This window comes from Pseudomonas spartinae, assembly GCF_965197125.1.
In the GTDB taxonomy this organism is placed as follows: domain Bacteria; phylum Pseudomonadota; class Gammaproteobacteria; order Pseudomonadales; family Pseudomonadaceae; genus Aquipseudomonas; species Aquipseudomonas composti_A.
In genome coordinates, this window is sequence record NZ_CBDAMB010000009.1 from 85,807 (window position 1) to 106,883 (window position 21,077).

Genomic DNA, 21,077 nt, shown 5'->3' on the forward strand with positions numbered 1-21,077 from the left:
GATATTTGGAAGAAATATATTCTACTCTGCAGCCGTAACGCAAAGAGCTGTCGATTGGCCATCGCTCGGGCGAGAAAGCCAGCAGAAGTCTTTCCGCCGTGTCGTCGACGCTCGCGCTTCCTGCCGCAACAAGCAAATGTCGCGCCCTGCGCGACCACAACAGTGGAGAACAGGAACATGCCCATACTGCGTCATCTCACCCTGTGCGTCGCCCTTGGCAGCGGCCTCGTCACCGGCGCCGCCCAGGCCGCCGAAGAACTGCGCCTGTACAACTGGGGCGACTACATCAACCCCGAGGTGCTGACCCGCTTCACCGCCGAGACCGGCATCAAGGTGTCACTCGACACCTACGGCAGCAACGAAGAGATGCTGGCCAAGCTGCAGGCCGGGGCCAAGGGCTACGACATCGTCTTCCCCTCGGTGCACATGCACGACACCATGGCCGCTCTCGGCCTGCTGGAGAAGACCGACATCAACCAGGATGTTGCCTTCGCCAATATCGACCCGGCCTTCCTGCGTTCCAAGTCCGACCCCAAGGGTGAGTACTGCATGCCCTACGCCTGGGGCACGGTGGGCATCTTCTACAACAAGAACAAGGTCTCCAAGCCGATCGAGAGCTGGGACGACTTCTTCGCCGAGGCCAAGGCCGGCAAGAAGGTGATCATGCTCGACGACATGCGCGAGACCCTCGGCGTCGGCCTGATCAAGGACGGCAAGTCGGTCAACAGCACCGACCCAGCCGAGCTCAAGCAGGCCGCCGACTGGCTGATCGAGCGCAAGCCGCTGATCGCCGCCTTCACCTACGACAGCGTGCCGATGGTGCAATCCGGCGACGCCGCCGCCTCGCACTATTTCGTCGGCGCCATGATGTACGTGAAGCAGGATCCGCAGAACCTCGCCTACGTCATCCCCAAGGAAGGCGCGACCATGTACCAGGAGGACATGTGCGTGCTCAAGAGCGCGCCGAACAAGGCCAACGCCAAGCGCTTCATGAGCTTCTTCCTGCAGCCGGAGATCGCTGCGCTGAACACCGCGCAGCAAATGAACGGCACGCCGAACAAGGAAGCGCTGAAACTGCTGCCGGCTGAGCTGCGTGACAACCCGCAGGTCAACCCGCCGGCCGATGTCATGGCCAAGCTGCAGATCTTCCAGGACCTGGGCAAGGGCCTGAAGCAGTACGACCGGGTGTGGACGCGGGTGCGTACCGCCAACTGAGTCAGCTTGTGCAGTTAGGTCGCGGCTGAAGCCCCCTTGTAGGAGCGGCTTCAGCCGCGATTACTCCGATATCAGTGGAGTCCTCCATGACCGCTTTCACCCAAACCGCGCCGGTGGTCGAGATCCGTGGCGCGGTGAAGCACTACCGTGCGCCTGAAGGGCATCTGGTGCGTGCCCTCGACGGCCTCGACCTGGCTGTCGGCGCCAATGAATTCGTCACCCTGCTGGGGCCGTCCGGCTGCGGCAAGACCACGCTGCTGCGCACCATCAGTGGTTTCGAGCAACTGGATGGCGGCGAGCTGCTGATCCAGGGCCAGCCGATGAACCTGGTGCCGCCGCACCGCCGTCCGGTGCACACGGTGTTCCAGAGCTACGCGCTGTTCCCGCATATGAGCATCGGCGACAACGTCGGCTATGCGCTGGACGTGCGCGGCGTCGGCAAGGCCGAGAAACGCCAGCGCGTTGGCGAGGCACTGGAAATGGTCGGCCTGGCCGGCATGGAGCGGCGCAAGCCCGGCCAGCTCTCCGGTGGCCAGCAGCAGCGCGTGGCACTGGCCCGCGCCATCGTCGACCGCCCGGCGTTGCTGTTGCTCGACGAGCCGCTGTCGGCCCTCGACCGCCAGTTGCGCCAGGCCATGCAGCGCGAGCTGAAGAACCTGCAGCACGAACTGGGCATCGCCTTCGTCTTCGTCACCCACGACCAGGAAGAAGCGCTGACCATGAGCGACCGAATCGTCGTGCTCAATGGCGGCCATATCCAGCAGATCGGCGCCCCGGCAGAGATCTACCACCACCCGACCAACGCCTTCGTCGCCGGTTTCATCGGCGAGAGCAACCTGTTCGACGTGCACGTCGGCTCGATCGACGACGGCATCGCCTACCTGCTCGACAGCCAGGGAGACCTGTTGCAGGCGCACCACCCCGACCTGTGCGTCGGCCAGTATGCCCAGCTCATGTTGCGCCCCGAGCAATTCCACCTGCAGCGCCCTGGCGAAGGTTTCGCCGCGCTGGAAGGGTGTCTGGAGCAACTGCTGTTCATCGGCAAGGACTTCGAATTGCTGCTGCGCACCGCGCACGGCCGCCTGGTCAAGGCGGTGTTGCGTGACGCCGCGCAACAGGGCCTGCAGCGCCTGCGCAAAGGCAACAGCGTGCAGCTCTGGTATGAATTGACGGCCGCGCACCTGATCCCGGGAGGTGCCTGATGCTACTGCGCGAGCGCCTGCGCCTGGTCGGCCTGCTGACCCCGGTGACACTGATCATCGGCGTATTCTTTCTCACCCCGCTGAGCATCATGGCGGTGTACAGCCTGCTCGAACCGGGGCTCTATGGCGGCGTCGAGTGGAGCTTCTACCCGGACAACTTCGGCCGCGTGCTGGGCTGGGCCGATGGCGTCAACGAGGAGTTCGATCCGGTCTACCTGGAAATCATCCTGCGCTCGTTCAAGCTGGCCGCGCTGACCGTGCTGGCGACCCTGGCGCTGTGCTACCCGGCAGCCTTCTGGGTGGCGCGCCAGCCCGAGCGGATGCGCAACTTCTGCCTGTTTCTGATCACCCTGCCGTTCTTCACCAGCCTGATCGTGCGCCTGTACGCCTGGCTGCTGATCCTGCGCCCCAGCGGCGTGATCAACACCGCGCTGGCGGCGTTGGGCTTCTACAACCCGGTGGAGCTGATCTACACCGAGACGGCGGTGCTGATCGGCATGACCTATATCTTCATCCCGTTCATGTTCATGCCCGTCTACGCCAGCGTCGAGAAACTCGACAAGCGCCTGCTGGAAGCCTCGGCCGACCTCGGCGCGAGCCGCTGGCAGAGCTTCTGGAAGGTGATCTTCCCGCTGACCCTGCCGGGCATCGCCGCCGGCTCGATCATCGTTTTCATTCCCAGCCTGGGTAATTTCATCGTGCCGTCGCTGCTCGGCGGCGCACGCGTGCTGATGATCGGCAGCCTGGTCGAGCAGCAGTTCCTAGCCGCGCGTAACTGGCCATTCGGCGCCGCCCTGGCGATGCTGCTGATGGCCGCCGTGCTGGTGTGCCTGGTGCTCTACGTGCTGGCGCAGGGGCGCAACAGCGCCCAGGAGGCCAGCCGATGAACGCACTGCTCGCGCGCCTCGGACGCCGCCTGCTAGGCGGCTACAGCCTGGCCTTCTTCGTCTTCCTGTACCTGCCAATCGGCCTGATCGTCGCCTACTCGTTCAACAGCAACCCGATCAACATGATGATCTGGGACGGCTTCAGCCTGGACTGGTATCGCTCGCTGTTCGGCCTGACTACCAGCCTCAGCGAGAACGCGCTGTACGTCGAATCCACCGACCAGTTGCTGGCCGCCTTGCGCACCAGCCTGGTGGTGGCGCTGACCACCACGGCGATCTCCACCGTGATCGGCACGCTCACCGCGCTAGCCTTGGCGCGCTACCGCTTCCGCTTGCAGAAGTTCTACCGGGTACTGCTGTTCATGCCGATGCTGATGCCCGACATCGTGCTCGGCATCGCCCTGCTGATCTTCTTCGTCGGCGTCGGCCTGCCGCTGGGCAAGGGCTCGATCATCATTGGCCACTGCACCTTCCTGATCAGCTACGTGTTCCTCGTTGTCAGCGCGCGCTTGGCCGGCATGGACACGCGTCTGGAAGAAGCGTCGGCCGATCTTGGCGCCTCGCCCTGGACCACCTTCCGCCGCGTGACCCTGCCGCAGATCCTGCCCGGCGTGGTCGGTGGCGCGCTGCTGGCGTTCATCATCTCGATGGACGATCTGGTGATCACCTACTTCATCGCCGGTGTGGACTCGACCACGCTGCCGGTCTTCATCTACGGCATGATCCGCCGCGGCATCAAGCCCGAGATCAACGCCATCGCCACCCTGCTGCTGCTCGCCTCGCTGCTGATCGCAGCGGTCGGCCTGTACCTGCGCAACCGCAAGCCTGCTACTTCTCAGGATGATCCCCATGGCTAAACCGCGCGCCCGTGAACTCGGCCTGCCGCTGCCCGGCATCCCCGGCCCGTACAACGCAATCACCGACGTGCCCGGCGTGCTGGTCGGCTACCGCACCCTCAATGGAGTGGCCGACAACGGCCGGCGCATCCAGACAGGCGTCACCGCCATCCTGCCACGCGGCCGCGATAGCGAACCGCAGCCCGTGTGGGCGGGCTTCCATGCCCTCAACGGCAACGGCGAGATGACCGGCACGCACTGGATCGAGCACGGCGGCTACTTCGTCGGCCCGCTGTGCATCACCAACTCGCACAGCGTCGGTATCGTTCACCACGCCGCCGCGCGCTGGACGATCCGCCAGTACGCCGATTCCTGGCAGCGCGAGCACCTGTGGGCCATGCCGGTGGTGGCCGAGACCTACGATGGGGTGATCAACGACGTCAACGGCCAGCACGTCAGCGAGGCCGATGCACTGGCCGCGCTCGATGCGGCAAAGGGCGGCGCCATCGCCGAGGGCAACGTCGGCGGCGGCAACGGCATGATCTGCTACGGCTACAAGGGGGGCACCGGCAGTGCCTCGCGCCTTGTCGAGATCGACGGCCAGACCTACACCCTCGGCGCCTTGGTGCAGGCCAACCATGGCCAGCGCGCCTGGCTCAAGGTCTGTGGCGTGGCGGTGGGTGAGCGCCTGGAAGATGAACTGCCGACCGGACTGGAGCGCGAGCGCGGCTCGATCATCGTCATCCTCGCTACCGACGCGCCGCTGCTGCCGCACCAGCTCAAGCGCCTGGCGCAACGCGCTGGCCTCGGCATCGCCCTGGCCGGCACGCCGGGTGGCAACAACTCCGGCGACATCTTCCTCGCCTTCAGTGTGGCCAACCCCCGGCCCTTGCCGCAGCTGTCGCAGACGCGGCTGAACCTCGAGTACCTCAATGACGAGTGCTTCGACGCGCTCTACCTGGCTGCCGTGCAAGCCACCGACGAAGCCGTACTCAACGCCATGCTCGCCGCCGAGGATTCGCCGATGCAGAAGCCCGAAGGGATGTGCCGGGCCATCGATGGCCAGCGCCTGCGCCAACTGGTGACCGGGGCGTGATGCGTAGCCCGGATGAAATCCGGGGCACAGGCGATACCGAGTCCCCGAATTGCATCCGGGCTACGTGAAGCTGGTTACCGGGTAGGGTGCGCCGTGCGTACCATCGGTTGCTGGCGTGATGCGGGAAAAGAATGGCGTGTGGATTTTTCGCCGTGTTTATATCCCGCGCTCATCGAATCTACCCTCAAGTAAGGACAGTCATGATCACCTGCTACCTGCGCTACATCGTCGATCCCTACAAACTCAAGGAATTCGAGCATTACGCCAAGCTGTGGATTCCCTTGGTAGAGCGCTTCGGCGGCACGCACCACGGTTACTTCCTGCCCTCCGAGGGTGCCAACAACGTGGCCCTGGCGCTGTTCAGCTTCCCCAGCCTGGCCGAATACGAACGCTATCGTCAGGATTCCTTCGCCGACGCCGAGTGCCAGGCGGCCTTCCGCTATGCCGAAGAGACGCGCTGCGTCCTCAGCTACGAGCGCAGCTTCTTGCGCCCCGTGCTGGAGTAGGGCGCGGGTCTTGCAGTCTCGGCAGCTGAACTAGACTTACCATTCCCTTCGCCACAGTCAGGCAGCCGTGCATGAATATTCGTCAGAAGATGATCGCCAGCGGCGTGCTGAGCGTGGCCGTTGCGGCGGGGCTGGGGGCCGTGGGCTTCTGGGGGCAGACCCAGCTCAATGACGCGCTGGCGCAGAACCAACTGAGCGTCGCGGCGCTGCGCAATCATCTGGAGGGGGACATGATGCACGACGCGCTGCGCGCCGACGTGCTCGCTGCCTTCAGCGTCGAACCTGGCGATCAGGCCGCTGCCGAACAGGTGCGCAGCGATCTGCGTGAGCATGCCGATTGGTTCAAGCGCGCCATGGCCGCCAACGCCGAGTTGCCGCTACCGGCTGACATCCAGCAGGCCATCGCTCAGTCGCAACCGGCGCTCAACGCCTACATCAGCGAAGCCGAGCAGATCACCGAAGCGGCCCTGCGTGATGCCAAGGCCGCCAGGCAGGGAATGCCGTCGTTCGTACAGCGTTTCAGCGATCTCGAAACCAAGAACGAGGCGCTCAGCAGCCTGATCGAAGAGCAGGTCAGCGCAGCCCACATGAGTGGCGAGAGTGCGGTGAACCAGGCCAAGATCTACCTGGTCAGCGGTATCGTGCTGGTCAGCCTGCTGCTGGGGCTGATCACCTGGAGCCTGATGCGCAGTGTGCTGGGGCCGTTGCAGCGTTCCGTCGACGCCGCCCGCGCCATCGCCAGCGGTAACCTGCGCGGTCGTATCGAGGTGGATCGGCAGGACGAGGCTGGTCATTTGCTGCAGGCCCTCGCCGAGATGCAGGGCAACCTCGGGCGGATGATCAGCAGCATCACCCAGCACAGCGATCAGTTGCAGCACACCGCCCGCACCCTGAACGGCACCGCCCAGGGCATCCTGCACGACTCCACCCAGCAGGCCGACAGTGCCACGAGCATGGCTGCGGTGATGGAGCAGATGATCCGCAACATCGCCCAGGTGTCCTCGCACGCCCACGATGCCAAGGGCATTTCCGCCCACTCCGGGCAACTGGCCGACAGTGGCGGCCAGGTCATTCTCGGCGTGGTCGAGGGCATGAACCGCATCGCCGAGGCGGTTTCCTCGTCGTCCGAGACGATCACCGAACTGGGGCGTTCATCCGAGGAAATTCACTCGATCATCCAGGTCATCAAGAGCATCGCCGAGCAGACCAACCTGCTCGCCCTCAACGCTGCTATCGAGGCGGCTCGCGCGGGGGAGGCTGGCCGTGGTTTCGCCGTGGTCGCCGACGAGGTGCGCAACCTGGCGGCGCGTACTGCGCAGTCGACCCAGGAAATCACCGATATGATCGAGCGCATCCGCGGCAACACCAACCTGGCGGTGAACAGCATGCAGGCAGGGGTGACGCGGGTGAACGACGGCGTGAGCCTGGCACACCAGGCTGGCGATTCGATCAACGAGATACGTGACGGTGCGCAGCGCGCGGCCCAGATGGTGGGGGAGATTTCCCACACCATCGGTGAGCAGAGCGACGCCAGCAACGATGTGGCGCAGCGTGTCGAGCAGATCGCGCTGATGGCTCAGCAAAACGCCCAGGCGGTGAACGACCTGGCGCGCTCTGCCGAGGAGCTGGAGCGGGTGGCGCAGGGCATGCGTAACGCCGTCATGCAGTTCCAGGTCTGAACCAGCAGGGTCAGGCTGGCGGCGCCATCAGCTGCCCGCCCAGCTCCACCTTGCAGTAGTCGACGAACAACTGCGCTGGCATGGTCAGCTGTGCACGTTCTAGCCCGGTCACTGCGTCTTGCGCTTGCCAGACAGGCGCGAGACGCCCAGCAGCACCAGCGCCAGGCCGGCGATCTGGTACAGGGTGATGGTCTCGCCGAGCATTACCCAGGCGGCGAACAGCGTCAGCACCGGACCGAGGTTGCCGAACATGGCGGCATGGCTGGCCCCCATGCGCTGCACCGCCAGGGCCAGCCAGTAGATCGGCAACACCGTCGACAGCACCGCCATCAGCGCCCCCTGCAGCCACACCTCACGAGGCAGGCTCATCAACTGCGAGGGATCGCGGGTCAAGCCATAGTGGATCAGCACCATCAGCGCCGAAGCGCTGCCGGCCAGACCGGCCAGGCGCATCGAACCGACCCGGCGGATCACCACGCCGGTGCCCAGGTAGTACAGGGCGTAGGTCACGGCGCTGGCGAACACCCAGGCGGCGCCCAGCAGGATCTGCTCGCTGTCGCCCTCGACGCGGATGTCATGCACCAGAGCGATGCCCAGGCCCAGGTAGCACAGGCCCAGGGCCAGGAAGGTGCGCGGCCCCGGGCGCTCGCCCAGCGCCAGCATCTGCAACAGCAGCACCAGCGTCGGGTAGGTGAACAGGATCAGCCGCTCCAGCCCGGCGCTGATGTACTGCAGGCCCTGGAAGTCGAACAGGCTCGACAGGTAGTAGCCGAACATCCCCAGCAGCAGGACATGCGCCCAGTCCTTCGCCGACAGCCGCGCCAGCCCTGTGCCCCGGCTCAGCCACAGCAGCCAGAGAAACAACGGCAAGGCCAGCGCCATACGCAGGCTCAGCAGTGTCACGGCGTCCACCGGCGCGGCGGCGTAGGCCAGTTTGACGAAGATGGCTTTCAGGCTGAAGCCAGTGGCCGAGAGCACGGCGAACAGTACGCCACTGTCCAGGCTGCGGCGGTAGGAGGCGGTCAAGGCATTCATGGGGCGGGGCTGCGGCAGGAAATAAGCTGTTATTCTGAATGGAAAACCAAACGGCCAGAATCGCAATTTCACGAAGTGAGCGTTCTGATTTGGAGAAGGCTAAATGCATTTCGATCTGCCCGACCTGCGCCTGATTGCCGCCATTGCCGTCACTGGCAGCCTGAGCAAGGCGGCAGCGACCTTTCCCGTTGCGGTGTCGGCGGCCAGCACCCGCCTGCGCCTGTTCGAGGAGCGCTGCGGGCTGACGCTGTTCGTGCGCAGCAGCGACGGCATGACCCCGACGCCGGCCGGGCGTCTGGTACTGGAGGCTTGCCAGGGCGTGCTGAAGGAGGCTCGCCAGCTCAGCGACACCCTGCAGGAACTGAAGGGCGAGCGGCGCATCACCCTGCGCCTGGGCGCTTCCACGGTGGCCAACAGCACCTTCCTGCCAGCGGCGCTCGGCCCCTTCCTGGCCGACTACCCGGAAGTGGACCTGCAACTGGCCGAGCAGGGCAGCAAAGCCGTATTGAGATCGGTGCGGGAGGGCGCCATCGACATCGGTGTGTACGACGGCAACCTGCCCACCGATGACCTGCTGTCGCTACCGTTTCGCAACGACCGCCTGGTGATGCTGGTGCCGCACGGGCATGCGCTGATCGGCCAGCGCCCCGCCTCGCTGCGCGCTGCGCTCACTTACCCCTTCGTCTGCCTGCCGGCCGAGCGCGCGATGCAGCGTTTCATCGAATACATGGCGGTGCGCCACGCCCTGCCACTGAAGGTGCGCGTGCGTGCGCCGAGCTTCGATGCCATCGCCCAGCTGGTGGCGCAGGGCGTTGGCGTGTCCATGCTGCCCGAGGTGGCCGCGACCCGCTTCGCCCAGGAACTGCCGGTGACGGTGGTGATGCTGGAGGATGTCTGGGCTACCCGCGAGCTGCGCCTGTGCGTGCGCAGCTGGGACGCGCTGTCCTCCCATGCGCGGCAACTGGTCAGCTATCTCTCGCCCGAACGGCCAGCCGGCGACAGCCTGCGGGTGTGACCTAGGAGCGGCTTCAGCCGCGATAGAACCGCTCGCCGCTGAAGCGCCTCCCACGGTGCGTGGCTGACCGGCTGCGTCCCGGCGTTGACGCGTGCGATGGGGGAGGGGCTTTCGTCTCTGGCATCCTGCTTGGCGCTACCTCCTGCATCCATCGACAAAAGCTCGCCGCTGAAGCGCCTCCTACGGTGCGTGGCTTGAGCGGCTGAGCTTCGATGTTGACGCGTGCACTGTTGGAGGAGCTTTCGGTTCGCTCTAGCTCCTGCGCCCATGCAGTCGCAGCCGCACAAAAGCTCGCCGCTAAAGCGCCTCCCACGGTGCGTGGCTTGACCAGCTGCGCGCCGGTGTTGAGGCGTACTGTGTGGGAGGGGCTTCAGCCGCGACAGCCCCTGCACTAGCACCGCGCATCACTTGAAAAACTGGCTGGGCGTGGTGCCGAACTGTTTCTTGAACATGGTGGTGAAGGCGCTGGGGCTGTCGTAGCCCAGCTCCCCGGCGATGTCGATGATCTTCTCGCCCAGGGCGATGCGTTCCAGCGCAAGCAGCAGGCGTGCCTGCTGGCGCCACTGGCCGAAGGTCATGCCGGCGCCTTTCTGGAACAGGCGCTGGATGGTTTTCTCGTCCAGGTCCAGGCGAGCGCTCCAGTCGGCCAGTGTGGAGGCGTCGCCGGGGTCGTCCTGCAGCGTCGTACAGATCGGCTGCAGGCGCGGATCGGCCGGCTGCGGCAGGTGCAGCGGCAGGGTCGGCAGGATACGCAGCTCATCGAGGATCAGGCGCATCACCCGTGCCTCGCGCGAGTCCTCGGCGTAGGGCTGGGTAATGTCCACGGCGGCGCGAATCAGCTCGCTGAGCAGCGGCGAGATGGCCACGGCGCGGCACTCGCCGGGCATGTCCGGCAGGCTGTCGGGGCGCACGAAGACGCTACGCATGCGCACGCTGCCGATGCAGCGGATCGCGTGCACCTGGCCGCAGGGCATCCAGATGCCGCGGCTCGGCGGCACCGTCCACTGGTTCATCGCCGAAGTCACCACCATCACCCCGGAAATGGCGTAGATCAACTGGTGCTTGTTGCGGTGCGAGTGCGGCTCGATGATGGCGTTGAGCGGATAATCGGTGGCGCTGCTGCTGACCAGCCAGGGCGATGCATCGATCTCGGCCAGCAATTTATCGGCTAAGCGCATGGGGCTGCCTTTTTTGCGAGGGTTGTTGCCCTGTCTTCGTGAGACAGGCGATTGAGCGGAGCCTAGCATAGCGCCGTTCCTCACCTCGTCCGGAAGCTTCAAGCATGTCCAGCAGTCCTGCCGTTACCTCCCTGGCCGGCGCTTCGCCCGCCAGTCAGGCCAGCCCCCTGGTGATGCGCGTGATCGGCGCCTGCGCCCTGGCGCACCTGATCAACGACCTGATCCAGGCGGTGTTGCCCGCCATCTACCCGATGCTCAAGCTCAACTACGGTCTGAGCTTCGCCCAGATCGGCCTGATCACCCTGACCTTCCAGCTCACCGCCTCGCTGTTGCAGCCGTGGGTGGGCTACCACACCGACCGCCATCCCAAGCCCTGGCTGCTGCCGGCTGGCTCGCTGTGCACCCTGGTCGGCATCCTCATGCTGGCCTTCGTCGGCAGCTTCCCGGCGATCCTGCTGGCCTCGGCGCTGGTGGGCATCGGCTCCTCGACCTTCCACCCCGAGGCGTCGCGCATCGCACGCCTGGCCTCGGGCGGGCGCTACGGCCTGGCGCAGTCCACCTTTCAGGTCGGCGGCAACGCCGGCACCGCCTTCGGCCCGCTGCTGGCGGCGGCCATCATCATTCCCTACGGTCAGGGCAACGTCGCCTGGTTCGGTTTGTTCGCCGCCTTCGCCATCGTCGTGCTGTACGGTCTGAGCCGCTGGTATCGCCACCACCTGACGCTGTTCAAGCTCAAGCAGGGCGGCGTGGCCACCCACGGCCTGTCAGCCGGGCGGGTGAAGTTCGCCCTGCTGATCCTGGCGCTGCTGGTGTTCTCCAAGTACTTCTACATGGCCAGCTTCACCAGTTACTTCACCTTCTTCCTGATCGAGAAGTTCGACCTGTCTGTGGCCAGCTCGCAGCTCTACCTGTTCCTGTTTCTCGGCGCGGTGGCAGCTGGCACCTTCTTCGGCGGGCCGATCGGCGACCGCATCGGGCGCAAGCAGGTGATCTGGTTCTCCATCCTCGGCGTGGCGCCGTTCTCCCTGCTGTTGCCGCACGTCGGCCTGTTCTGGACCGGCGTGCTGAGCATGGTGATCGGCTTCATCCTCGCCTCGGCGTTCTCCGCCATCGTGGTCTTCGCCCAGGAGTTGCTGCCGGGCAACGTCGGCCTGATCGCCGGGCTGTTCTTCGGCCTGATGTTCGGTTTCGGCGGCATCGGCGGAGCGCTGCTCGGATACCTGGCGGACCTCCACGGCATCGAGCAGGTGTTCCTGCTGTGCTCTTTCCTGCCGCTGCTGGGCATCCTCACCGCGTTGTTGCCGTCGCTGAAGGCGCGTTAACCCACACGCCGCCACACGCTGGCCAGCCAGGGTTGCTGGTCGCGTGGCAGGCCGGCGGGGCGGTAGTAGTGTTCCAGTTCGACGAAACCGGCCGCCGTGAGACGCGCGCGCCAGCGTTCCAGATCGTGATAGCTGCCGTAGCGCGGGCCGTTCCAGCCTTCCTGATTCTCACCGCGCGGGTTGGAGCTGAACAGCACGCCGCCCGCTTTGAGCGCTGCGTGCAACTGGCCGAGTACGCGCGGCAGTTCCTGATCGGGTACATGGAACAGGCTGGCGTTGGCGAAGATGCCGTCGAAATACCCGGCCGGCAGATCCAGTTCGAGAAAGCTCTGCTGCCACACCTCGCAGCCGCTGTCGGCGCGCGCCATGGCGACGAACTCGGCGCAGCCATCCAGGCCAACCGCTTCGTGACCAAGGCCGCTGAAGGTGCGCAGGTCACGCCCCGGGCCACAGCCGAAATCGAGGATGCGCCAGGGCTTGTCAGCCTCGATATGACGCAGCAGGGCGGCGATGTTCTGGCTCACGTCATGGTCGCGCGTGCCCTCGCGAAAGTCCTCGGCGCTGCTCTGGTAGTGGGCCAGGGTGAGGGCGCTGATCTGCGCCAGTTCGTCGGGGCTCAGGGGCATGGTGGGGCTCCGGCAAAAGAACGCATTTAAACCGCTTATCGGGCTACACGGCCAGGGGCAGCATGGCCCTTGGTCGCCGACAATGAACCCGCGTGCTGCTCGCAGAGTCCCATTTCCGAGGGGCGTAAACCGGCTGACAGCAGTCGAACGCCCACAATCAAGGAGATAACGCGATGGTTACGCACTACAAAGTCTCTGGTCACCTTGCCTGTGGCTCGCATGGTGAAAAGCTGCCGTCCACCACCGAACTGGCCAAGGTCAAATGCCGCAATTGCCGCAAGACTGAAGTCTTCACCGAAGCCCGCCGCAATGCCCGTAATGCTGCGCGCCGTGCCGCCCGCCGTGAGAAGGCTGCGCGTGCAGTCAACGACTGGCGTAGCTCCTGGGAGGCGCGCCTGACCGCCTTGCCGGGCCGCCAGCGCCTGCCGCGTGGTTTCGGCGCCCAGGCATTCGTCTAGCGTGATGCTGATCGTGGGAGGGGCTGGGCCGCGAGCTACTGACGCGCCTCCCACGGTTCGCCTCGATGCACTCTTCAAGCGCTCAAGGTTCGGTCCACGCAACAGGCTGTTCGCGCGTTTGCCCCGCAACCGCGCCATGACGTAGATTGGCCGGCTCACCTCGACCGGCACCCGCCGGTCATGCCTCGAGGTTTCTGCCGTGTCCGCTGCCCCCGTTTCCGTCTACCGGCTTCCCGGTTTCCTGCCTTTTCTCATCTCCCGAATCGTGGTGGTCTTCGCCGTGCAGATTCAGGCCATCGTGGTGGCCTGGCAGGTCTACGACCTGACGCGCGATCCGCTGTCGCTGGCCTATGTCGGTCTGGCCCAGTTCATTCCCATGCTGCTGCTGTTGATGCCGGCCGGCGACCTGATCGACCGCTACGACCGCAAGCTGATCCTCATGCTCAGCTGGTTGGTCGAGGGCGTGTGTGCGGCGGCGCTGCTGTGGCTGTCGCTGAGCGAGGCGCCGGTCGCCTGGTACTACGCGGTGCTGGTGCTCTACGGCTGTGGCCGGGCCTTCACCGGGCCGGCGCTGTCGAGCCTGTTGCCGCAGATCGTGCCGCGCGAGCGCCTGGCCGCAGCCATTGCCGCCAACAGCATGATCATGCGCGGCGCGACCATTTCCGGCCCGGTGCTGGGCGGCGCCCTGTACGCCATCGGTGGTGGCGGGCTGACCTACTCCGTGTGCCTGGCCTGCTTCCTCGCCGGCTCCGCGTTGCTGCCGCTGGTGCCCGTGCGTTACGCGGAAAAGATGCAGGCGCTGGAGTCCACGGCCTGGGCGCGCTTCACCGCCGGCATCCACTTCATCCGCACCCGGCCGATCATCCTCGGCACCATCTCCCTGGACCTGTTCGCCGTGCTGCTCGGTGGCGTGGTTGCGCTGTTGCCGATCTATGCCCAGGAGGTACTGGAAGTCGGGCCGACAGGCCTCGGTCTGCTGCGCAGCGCCATGGCCATCGGCGAGGTGTCCGTCGGCCTGTACCTGAGCATGAAGCCGTTCAACCGCCATGTCGGCCTGGTGATGTTCGGCGCGGTGGCGCTGTTCGGCCTGGCCAACCTGGTGTTCGCCCTGTCCAGCCTGTTCTGGCTGTCGTTCGCCGCGTTGGTGGTGGCCGGTGGTGCGGACATGGTGAGCATGTATATCCGCTCATCTCTGGTGCAGTTCTCCACGCCGGACACCATGCGCGGCCGGGTCAATGCGGTGAACATGCTGTTCATCGGCTCTTCCAACGAACTGGGCGAGTTCCGCGCCGGCACCAGCGCCGCCTGGTTCGGCGTGGTGCCGGCGGCGCTGCTCGGCTGCGCCTGCACCCTGACCGTCACCGGCGGCTGGATGCTCGGCTTCAAGAGCCTGCGCAAGGTCGACCGCTTCGAGGATGCGTCGCCGAGCAAGCCGGCGTGACGTAGCCCGGGCGCAATCCGGGGCCAGCAGCCAGAACGAATTTCACCCAGCGGGCGTGGGAGAGCTAACGGTCTCCCATTGCAATGATGTAGCGCAATTCGCTGCAATCCGTGCGAGCGTACGCTTCAGCCATGATCCTGCGCAGTTCCTGCAGGATGTTTGCGACTCAACTGAGCATGGAGGTTGAAGCATGAAAGCAGCGCGTTTCTACGACCGGGGCGACATTCGTATCGAGGACATCCCCGAGCCAGTGGTCAAACCCGGTACCGTCGGCATCGACGTCGCCTGGTGCGGCATCTGCGGCACTGACCTGCACGAGTTCATGGAGGGGCCGATCTTCATCCCGCCTTGCGGCCATCCGCACCCGATTTCCGGCGAGTCGGCTCCGGTCACCATGGGCCACGAGTTTTCCGGTGTGGTCTACGCAGTAGGTGAAGGTATCGATGACATCGAGGTTGGCCAGCACGTGGTGGTCGAGCCGTACATCATTGCCGACGACATACCCACCGGGCCGGGCGAACGCTATCACCTGTCCAAGGACATGAACTTCATCGGTCTGGGCGGCCATGGTGGCGGCCTGTCGGAAAAGATCGCCGTCAAGCGTCGCTGGGTTCACCCGATATCCGACAAGATCCCGCTGGATCAGGCGGCTCTGATCGAACCGCTGTCGGTCGGTCATCACGCCTTTGTGCGCAGCGGCGCCAAGGCGGGTGATGTGGCGCTGGTCGGTGGTGCTGGGCCGATTGGTCTGCTGCTGGCGGCGATCCTCAAGGCCAAGGGCCTCAGCGTGATCATCACCGAGCTGAGTGCCAAGCGCAAAGAGAAGGCCCTTGAGTCCGGTGTGGCCGACCACATTCTCGACCCCTCGCAGGTGGATGTGGTCGAGCAGGTGATGGCGCTCACCGGCGGCAAAGGTGTGGATGTCGCCTTCGAGTGCACCAGCGTGAACAAGGTGATGGATGCCCTGGTCGCCGCGACCAAGCCCACAGGCGTGGTGGTGATCGTGTCGATCTGGAGCCACCCGGCCACCATCAACGTGCACAGCGTCGTGATGAAGGAGCTGGACGTGCGCGGCACCATCGCCTACTGCAACGACCATGCGGAAACCATCAAGTTGGTCGAGGAAGGCAAGATCGACCTCGAACCTTTCATCACCCAGCGTATTCAACTCGATGACTTGATCGCCAAGGGCTTCGACACCCTGATTCACAACAATGAATCGGCGGTGAAGATCATCGTTCAGCCGCGCTTGAAGTAGTTGTCTGTGCTGTAGGGTGGGGGCAGGGCTTGCACTCCACTCTGCCCACACAATCTGTTGGCAGCCCTGTGGATAAACTGCGCAAAAGCGCGTTCACGCCAGCATCTACGCGGCTTGGTCGAGGTCGCTCAGTTTTTGCCCGATGATGCCTGAAAGGCACTATTGCCAGTCGCTATATCTCAATGAATCAATAACTTGCAAAGATTGCTCAGGTATCTGGCAGATGGCGGCGCTGTGCCTGTGGTTCATGCACAGAATCTGGGGAAAGTGCTGTGGATAAGATGAGGGAAAACACGTCCAGGGCAGAAGGTAAAAGGGCTGCGCGGGACTGGTGGTTTTTTGCCCCCGGCCATCATTGCGGCTCACCCTTCGCTGCGCAGACGCGACAATCCGTTGTCAGCCTTCTTTTCGACGATGTCATGCGTCTTCTAGAGGGAGCTGCAGCGGCGCTCTACCCCGTGAGCTGAGCAATGCACGCGCCTAACGCCAAGAGCGAGACCAGTCCCGTCATGGACACCATGAACTGGGTCGTCCCTGAAGCCTGATCTGACTCCGTGATGCGCTCGCCAGGCCGTGAGTTGAACGTAACCAGGCGACAGATGGGCCAGCCGATATACCAGGCCACTTTTTCAAACAAGAACTCACACATAAGCCAGATCAACACACGTATGCACAGGCCGAGTAAGCGCAAAACGCCTTTCAATGCCCCTTCGGCTAGCTCTTCCAAATGCTCTGCTCCTGCTTGCTCGGTTGTTTCGCTCTGTCGGTCGAGCGCTTTGGCTTCGGCGATAAGTCCGTTTTTTATTGAGAGATTTCTCTCATGCGCAGACAGGCAAACCCGGAAGGACGCAGGTTCATTTTCTTGAGCGTGAGTGCTTCCGTCTTTCCGGATGGCAGAATTTTCTCACCTGTCACCGTGCAGTAGAGGGCGGGGCCCGACAGGACGCCAAGAATGCCTGGTGCGTTCTCGACATGAGTACCCTGAGTGAAGCGGTATCGGGCGTTGCTCTCAGGGGAGAAAGAGAAAATGACCTGGCAAAACGAGTTTCCATGGCGTCTGTTCAATGCCATGAAAGTCTCTGTATCGGCGTGGATCTTTACGCTCGACCCGGACGAGCCAAGCGTTGATGTTCCGGCAAAACATCCGTTGGCATCCATATTGAAAATATCGAACCACGACCGCTCGTTGAAATTCACGGTGACCTCGGCGGACGACTCAACCTCAGTCGGAAACAGGTAGGGCTTGTTGCCTATCCGGTCGTAAAGCGTACAGCTGCTCAGCAGGGCGGATAACAGAATCAAAGCAATGCGCATGGTCTTCCTTGTGGTCTATCAACTGACGCTGATAGCGCATGGCAATGTCAGCATGCCATGCGCTATTCCTTGTCGTTTGCAGTTTAGCGAGGGGAGGGAGCTCCGGTGGCGGCGATGGTGGCAGGTCAGGGCCCTGCAAGTCCGTGGCGGAAGCTATTGCAGAGGCAACGCTGTTGTCCATGCTGAACAAGTCAAAATGTCACCTGGGTAGCATCCGTGATGGGCAATCGCTACCAGACAGCTCTCACATCACCCACAAATTTTGTTGATTGCGCTGTGGATAACCTTTGCAAAAGCGCCTCCTGTCTAGCATTCAAGCGCCTCTTGCAGTATCGCTCATTTTTTATGCAATGCTGGATTCCCGACGTTATCGCCAGACGGTATATCTCAAATAATCAATGACTTGCGTGGAGCTTTCAATCGCGAGATGGGCTGCAGGCGTGTTGCTAGGTGTCATGCACAGAATCTGGGGAAAGCGTTGTGGATAAGATGCGGGAAAACTCGTCCAGGCCAGGTGGGGCAAGGGCTGCGTGGGGCTGGTTGTTTTTCGTGCGCTGTCGCGCTGTTGTCATTTTTCGTGGCTATAGTGGCCGGTCGATTTGCAGCCGCTGGAGCCTCTAGATGTCCGATTCGCCTGAACGTCCCGCCACGATCAGTTTGCTGCAGGCGTTCTGGTTCTGGTTGAAGCTGGGGTTGATCAGTTTTGGCGGGCCGGCCGGGCAGATTTCGGTCATGCATCAGGAGTTGGTTGAGAAGCGCCGCTGGCTGTCCGAGCGGCGCTTTCTGCATGCGCTGAACTACTGCATGTTGCTGCCCGGGCCGGAGGCGCAGCAGTTGGCCACCTATATCGGCTGGTTGATGCACCGCACCTGGGGCGGGGTGATCGCCGGGGCGTTGTTCGTGCTGCCGTCGCTGGTGATTTTGATTGCGTTGTCCTGGGTCTATCTGGCGTTTGGCGATGTGCCGCTGGTGGCCGGGATCTTCTATGGCATCAAGCCAGCGGTGACGGCCATCGTGGTGCAGGCGGCCTGGCGCATCGGCGGGCGGGTGTTGCGTAACGCCTGGCTGTGGGCCATCGCGGCGGCGGCTTTCGTCGCCATCTTCGCGTTGCAGCTGCCCTTCCCGCTGATCGTGCTCGGCGCGGCGTTGCTGGGGTATGTCGGCGGGCGGCTGGCGCCGCAGCATTTTGCGCTTGGCGCCGGGCATGGCGAGAAGGGTGGGGCGCATGCGCCGGCATTGATCGATGACGACACGCGCCTGGCGCACACGCATTTTCGCTCCAGCCGCCTGGCGCTGATCCTGCTGGTCGGTGCGTTGCTCTGGCTGCTGCCGATGGGCCTGCTGACGCTGGCGTTCGGTTGGCAGGGCACGCTGACGCAGATGGGCTGGTTCTTCACCAAGGCGGCGCTGCTGACCTTTGGCGGCGCTTACGCGGTGCTGCCCTATGTGTACCAGGGCGCCATCGAGCACTACGGCTGGCTGACGCCCCGGCAGATGATCGATGGCCTGGCGCTGGGCGAGACCACGCCGGGCCCGCTGATCATGCTGGTGGCGTTTGTCGCCTTCGTTGGTGCCTACGGCCAGCCGCTGTTCGGGGGCGATTCGGCCTTCGCCAGCGGCGCGCTGGCGGCGGCGCTGGTCACATGGTTCACCTTCCTGCCGTCATTTCTGTTCATCCTCGCCGGTGGGCCGCTGGTGGAGTCGACTCACGGGAAGTTGAAGTTCACTGCGCCGCTGACCGGCATCACAGCCGCCGTGGTCGGGGTGATCCTCAACCTGGCGCTGTTCTTCGGCTATCACGTGCTCTGGCCGCAGGGTTTTGCCGGGGCGTTCGATTGGGTCTCTGCGTTGATTACCCTCGGCGCGGCGCTGGCTCTGTTCGCCTTCAAGCGCGGGGTGATCGAGACCATCGCTGGTTGCGCTGTAGTCGGGCTGGCGGCGCATCTGTTGGTTTGATGGGCATCGCTTGGTGGGTTGCGCGGCGCTTGAGATGGGGCGTGACTGTGGGAGCGGTGTTCTGCGCCGCTAACCCATCCTACGGGCGCCATGTTCATGCCGCGTAGCGGCCCTGTCGCCGCTGAAGCGCCTCCCACAGGGCTGATGCCACCGCATCAATACGATTTCTTTACGCCCCGGCGGTGGGGCGCCAATCGAATCTTTACGGCCAGCCTTTCGACAATGCTCGCGAGCGGATTCCCCGCATCGTGGAGCTTTGCACATGAACGCAATCGATGGTGTGTCGCTGATCCTGGTGGTCGGCCTCTTCGCCTACCTGCTGTCGGCGCTGCTGACCGCCGGGCGTGGTTGAGGAGGCGGCCATGCACGACTACGACTGGCTGCTGCTGGCGGCCTTTTCCCTGCTGGTGCTGGCACCGGCACCTTTTCTCGGGCGCTATTTCTACCGTGTGATGGAGGGCCAGCGCACCTGGCTCAGTCCGGTTCTGCTGCCGGTGGAGCGTTTGTGCTACCGCGTGGCCGGCGTCGACCCGGAGCAGGAGCTGAGCTGGCGCGGCTACGCCTTGGCGCTGTTGGCCTTCACCCTGGTCTGCCTGCTGGCACTGATGAGCATCCTGCTGCTGCAGGGCGGCTTGCCGCTCAACCCGCAGCAGGTGGCGGGGATGAGCCTGCCGCTGGCGTTCAATACGGCGGTGAGCTTCGTCACCAACACCAACTGGCAGGCCTACAGCGGCGAGGCGCAGCTCAGTTATTTCAGCCAGATGCTCGGCCTTGGTGTGCAGAACTTCGTCAGCCCGGCAGTGGGCCTGGCGGTGCTGGTGGCGCTGTGCCGGGGTTTGGCGCGGCAGTCCAGCGACCGTCTGGGCAACTTCTGGGTGGATATCACCCGCGCTGTGCTCTACGGCCTGTTGCCGCTGTGCCTGGTGCTGGCCGTGCTGCTGGTGTGGCAGGGCGTGCCGCAGAACTTCAGCGATTACGTTTCGGCCACGACCCTGCAGGGCAGCGAGCAGACCTTGCCGATGGGGCCAGCGGCCAGTCAGATCGCCATCAAGCAACTGGGCACCAACGGCGGCGGCTTTTTCGGCGTCAACTCGGCGCACCCGTTCGAGAACCCCACGGCGCTGAGCAACCTGCTGGAGCTGGCGTCGATCCTGCTGATCCCGGCGGCGCTGGTGTTCACCTTCGGCCATTACGTGCGTGATCTGCGTCAGAGCCGGGCGATCCTCGCCAGCATGCTGCTGTTGTTCGTCATCGGCCTGGGTGTCTGTGCCTGGGCGGAGTTGCAGCCGAACCCGGCGCTGGCGGGGCTGCCCATCGAGCAGGTCGGCTCGCTGGAGGGCAAGGAGGCGCGCTTCGGCAGCTTCGCCTCGGCGCTCTGGGCGACCACCACCACGGCGGCGTCCAACGGCTCGGTCAACGCCATGCACGACAGCTTCAGCGCTCTCGGCGGGCTGGTGCCGCTGGTCAACATGCTGCTCGGCGAGATCGTCTTCGGCGGCGTCGGCGCGGGCCTCTACGGCATGCTGCTGTTCGTGCTGATCGCGGTGTTCCTCGCCGGCCTGATGATCGGTCGTACGCCGGCCTACCTGGGCAAGAAGCTGGAAGCACGCGAGGTGCGCCTGATGGTCGCCACGCTGCTGGTGATGCCGGTCGGCGTGCTGATATTCGGTGCCCTGGCGGTGAGTTTCGCCGGGCCGGCAGCCTCCATCGGCAACCCCGGCCCGCATGGCTTCAGCCAGGCGCTGTATGCCTACGGTTCGGCCACCGGCAACAACGGCTCGGCCTTCGCCGGCTTCGGCGCCGACACCCCCTACCACAACCTGATGCTCGGCCTGGCCATGCTGCTCGGGCGCTTCGGCTACATCCTGCCGGTGCTGGCGATTGCCGGCAGCCTGGCGGCCAAGCGCGCTGCGCCGCAGGGGCAGAACAGCTTCCCCACCCATGGGCCGCTGTTCGTCGTGCTGCTGACGTTGACCATCCTCCTGGTGGGTGGCCTGACCTTCATGCCGGCGCTGGCCCTGGGCCCGCTGGCCGAACACCTGGCGTTCTGAAG

General features: G+C 64.4%; 19 protein-coding genes and 1 pseudogene. 16 read left to right on the top strand and 4 right to left on the bottom strand.

Annotation, left to right across the window (positions count from 1 at the left end):
* Nucleotides 1-177: 177 nt before the first annotated feature.
* The 8 genes and pseudogenes from ACN8M7_RS19110 (at nucleotide 178) to ACN8M7_RS19145 (ending at nucleotide 7,421) form a co-directional block, all read left to right on the top strand.
* Nucleotides 178-1,215: a polyamine ABC transporter substrate-binding protein gene (locus ACN8M7_RS19110; protein WP_490261794.1), complete on the top strand. Its 1,038-nt coding sequence runs from the start codon at nucleotides 178-180 to the stop codon at nucleotides 1,213-1,215.
* Between the two features lie 86 nt (nucleotides 1,216-1,301).
* On the top strand, nucleotides 1,302-2,417 hold the full coding sequence (locus ACN8M7_RS19115; protein ID WP_490261795.1) for an ABC transporter ATP-binding protein: 1,116 nt from the start codon (nucleotides 1,302-1,304) through the stop codon (nucleotides 2,415-2,417).
* On the top strand, nucleotides 2,417-3,304 hold the full coding sequence (locus tag ACN8M7_RS19120; protein ID WP_490261796.1) for an ABC transporter permease: 888 nt from the start codon (nucleotides 2,417-2,419) through the stop codon (nucleotides 3,302-3,304). Before ACN8M7_RS19115 ends, ACN8M7_RS19120 begins: the two co-directional genes overlap by 1 nt.
* Nucleotides 3,301-4,161, top strand: a complete 861-nt coding sequence (locus ACN8M7_RS19125) for an ABC transporter permease (protein ID WP_490261797.1) — start codon at nucleotides 3,301-3,303, stop codon at nucleotides 4,159-4,161. The genes ACN8M7_RS19120 and ACN8M7_RS19125 overlap by 4 nt, the downstream gene beginning before the upstream one ends.
* Nucleotides 4,154-5,236, top strand: coding sequence for a DmpA family aminopeptidase (locus ACN8M7_RS19130; protein ID WP_490261798.1), 1,083 nt, complete (start codon nucleotides 4,154-4,156; stop codon nucleotides 5,234-5,236). The genes ACN8M7_RS19125 and ACN8M7_RS19130 overlap by 8 nt, the downstream gene beginning before the upstream one ends.
* Before the next feature lie 200 nt (nucleotides 5,237-5,436).
* Nucleotides 5,437-5,742: an NIPSNAP family protein gene (locus ACN8M7_RS19135; RefSeq protein ID WP_061238359.1), complete on the top strand. Its 306-nt coding sequence runs from the start codon at nucleotides 5,437-5,439 to the stop codon at nucleotides 5,740-5,742.
* Between the two features lie 683 nt (nucleotides 5,743-6,425).
* A pseudogene (locus ACN8M7_RS19140) lies at nucleotides 6,426-6,560 on the top strand (HAMP domain-containing protein); the annotation flags it as partial.
* 135 nt (nucleotides 6,561-6,695) lie between these two features.
* The gene (locus ACN8M7_RS19145; RefSeq protein WP_490261873.1) at nucleotides 6,696-7,421 is read left to right on the top strand and encodes a methyl-accepting chemotaxis protein; all 726 of its coding nucleotides are present in this window, start codon (nucleotides 6,696-6,698) and stop codon (nucleotides 7,419-7,421) included.
* 108 nt (nucleotides 7,422-7,529) lie between these two features.
* On the opposite strand, the gene ACN8M7_RS19150 is transcribed toward ACN8M7_RS19145, so the two are convergent.
* Nucleotides 7,530-8,456: a DMT family transporter gene (locus ACN8M7_RS19150; RefSeq protein WP_490261799.1), complete on the bottom strand. Its 927-nt coding sequence runs from the start codon at nucleotides 8,454-8,456 to the stop codon at nucleotides 7,530-7,532.
* A gap of 103 nt (nucleotides 8,457-8,559) precedes the next feature.
* Between ACN8M7_RS19150 and ACN8M7_RS19155 the strand changes: the two genes are divergently transcribed.
* Nucleotides 8,560-9,471, top strand: coding sequence for a LysR family transcriptional regulator (locus ACN8M7_RS19155; protein ID WP_061238362.1), 912 nt, complete (start codon nucleotides 8,560-8,562; stop codon nucleotides 9,469-9,471).
* Nucleotides 9,472-9,875: 404 nt separating this feature from the next.
* Here the strand turns inward: ACN8M7_RS19155 and ACN8M7_RS19160 are convergent, their stop codons facing one another.
* On the bottom strand, nucleotides 9,876-10,649 hold the full coding sequence (locus ACN8M7_RS19160) for an AraC family transcriptional regulator (RefSeq protein ID WP_061238363.1): 774 nt from the start codon (nucleotides 10,647-10,649) through the stop codon (nucleotides 9,876-9,878).
* A gap of 104 nt (nucleotides 10,650-10,753) precedes the next feature.
* Here ACN8M7_RS19160 and ACN8M7_RS19165 point away from each other — a divergent pair, with 104 nt between their 5' ends.
* Nucleotides 10,754-11,971, top strand: a complete 1,218-nt coding sequence (locus ACN8M7_RS19165; protein WP_490261800.1) for an MFS transporter — start codon at nucleotides 10,754-10,756, stop codon at nucleotides 11,969-11,971.
* Here the strand turns inward: ACN8M7_RS19165 and ACN8M7_RS19170 are convergent.
* Nucleotides 11,968-12,597: a class I SAM-dependent methyltransferase gene (locus ACN8M7_RS19170; RefSeq protein WP_490261801.1), complete on the bottom strand. Its 630-nt coding sequence runs from the start codon at nucleotides 12,595-12,597 to the stop codon at nucleotides 11,968-11,970. The genes ACN8M7_RS19165 and ACN8M7_RS19170 overlap by 4 nt on opposite strands.
* Before the next feature lie 173 nt (nucleotides 12,598-12,770).
* Here ACN8M7_RS19170 and ACN8M7_RS19175 point away from each other — a divergent pair, with 173 nt between their 5' ends.
* From ACN8M7_RS19175 to ACN8M7_RS19185, 3 genes are all read left to right on the top strand, one after another.
* Nucleotides 12,771-13,055, top strand: coding sequence for a hypothetical protein (locus ACN8M7_RS19175; RefSeq protein WP_061238366.1), 285 nt, complete (start codon nucleotides 12,771-12,773; stop codon nucleotides 13,053-13,055).
* Between the two features lie 199 nt (nucleotides 13,056-13,254).
* Complete coding sequence (locus ACN8M7_RS19180) at nucleotides 13,255-14,496, top strand: MFS transporter (protein WP_490261802.1); 1,242 nt, start codon at nucleotides 13,255-13,257, stop codon at nucleotides 14,494-14,496.
* A gap of 190 nt (nucleotides 14,497-14,686) precedes the next feature.
* The gene (locus ACN8M7_RS19185; RefSeq protein WP_490261803.1) at nucleotides 14,687-15,754 is read left to right on the top strand and encodes a 2,3-butanediol dehydrogenase; all 1,068 of its coding nucleotides are present in this window, start codon (nucleotides 14,687-14,689) and stop codon (nucleotides 15,752-15,754) included.
* A gap of 801 nt (nucleotides 15,755-16,555) precedes the next feature.
* Here the strand turns inward: ACN8M7_RS19185 and ACN8M7_RS19190 are convergent.
* On the bottom strand, nucleotides 16,556-17,068 hold the full coding sequence (locus ACN8M7_RS19190; RefSeq protein WP_490261804.1) for a hypothetical protein: 513 nt from the start codon (nucleotides 17,066-17,068) through the stop codon (nucleotides 16,556-16,558).
* 621 nt (nucleotides 17,069-17,689) lie between these two features.
* Between ACN8M7_RS19190 and chrA the strand changes: the two genes are divergently transcribed.
* The 3 genes from chrA (at nucleotide 17,690) to kdpA (ending at nucleotide 21,075) form a co-directional block, all read left to right on the top strand.
* A complete protein-coding gene (chrA, locus tag ACN8M7_RS19195; RefSeq protein ID WP_490261805.1) occupies nucleotides 17,690-19,024 on the top strand; it encodes a chromate efflux transporter in 1,335 nt (444 codons plus the stop codon).
* 262 nt (nucleotides 19,025-19,286) lie between these two features.
* Nucleotides 19,287-19,376: a hypothetical protein gene (locus ACN8M7_RS19200; protein WP_021490657.1), complete on the top strand. Its 90-nt coding sequence runs from the start codon at nucleotides 19,287-19,289 to the stop codon at nucleotides 19,374-19,376.
* Between the two features lie 10 nt (nucleotides 19,377-19,386).
* Nucleotides 19,387-21,075 carry a potassium-transporting ATPase subunit KdpA gene (gene kdpA, locus ACN8M7_RS19205; RefSeq protein ID WP_490261806.1) on the top strand — a complete coding sequence of 563 codons (1,689 nt, stop codon included), beginning with the start codon at nucleotides 19,387-19,389 and terminating at the stop codon, nucleotides 21,073-21,075.
* Nucleotides 21,076-21,077 lie beyond the last annotated feature (2 nt).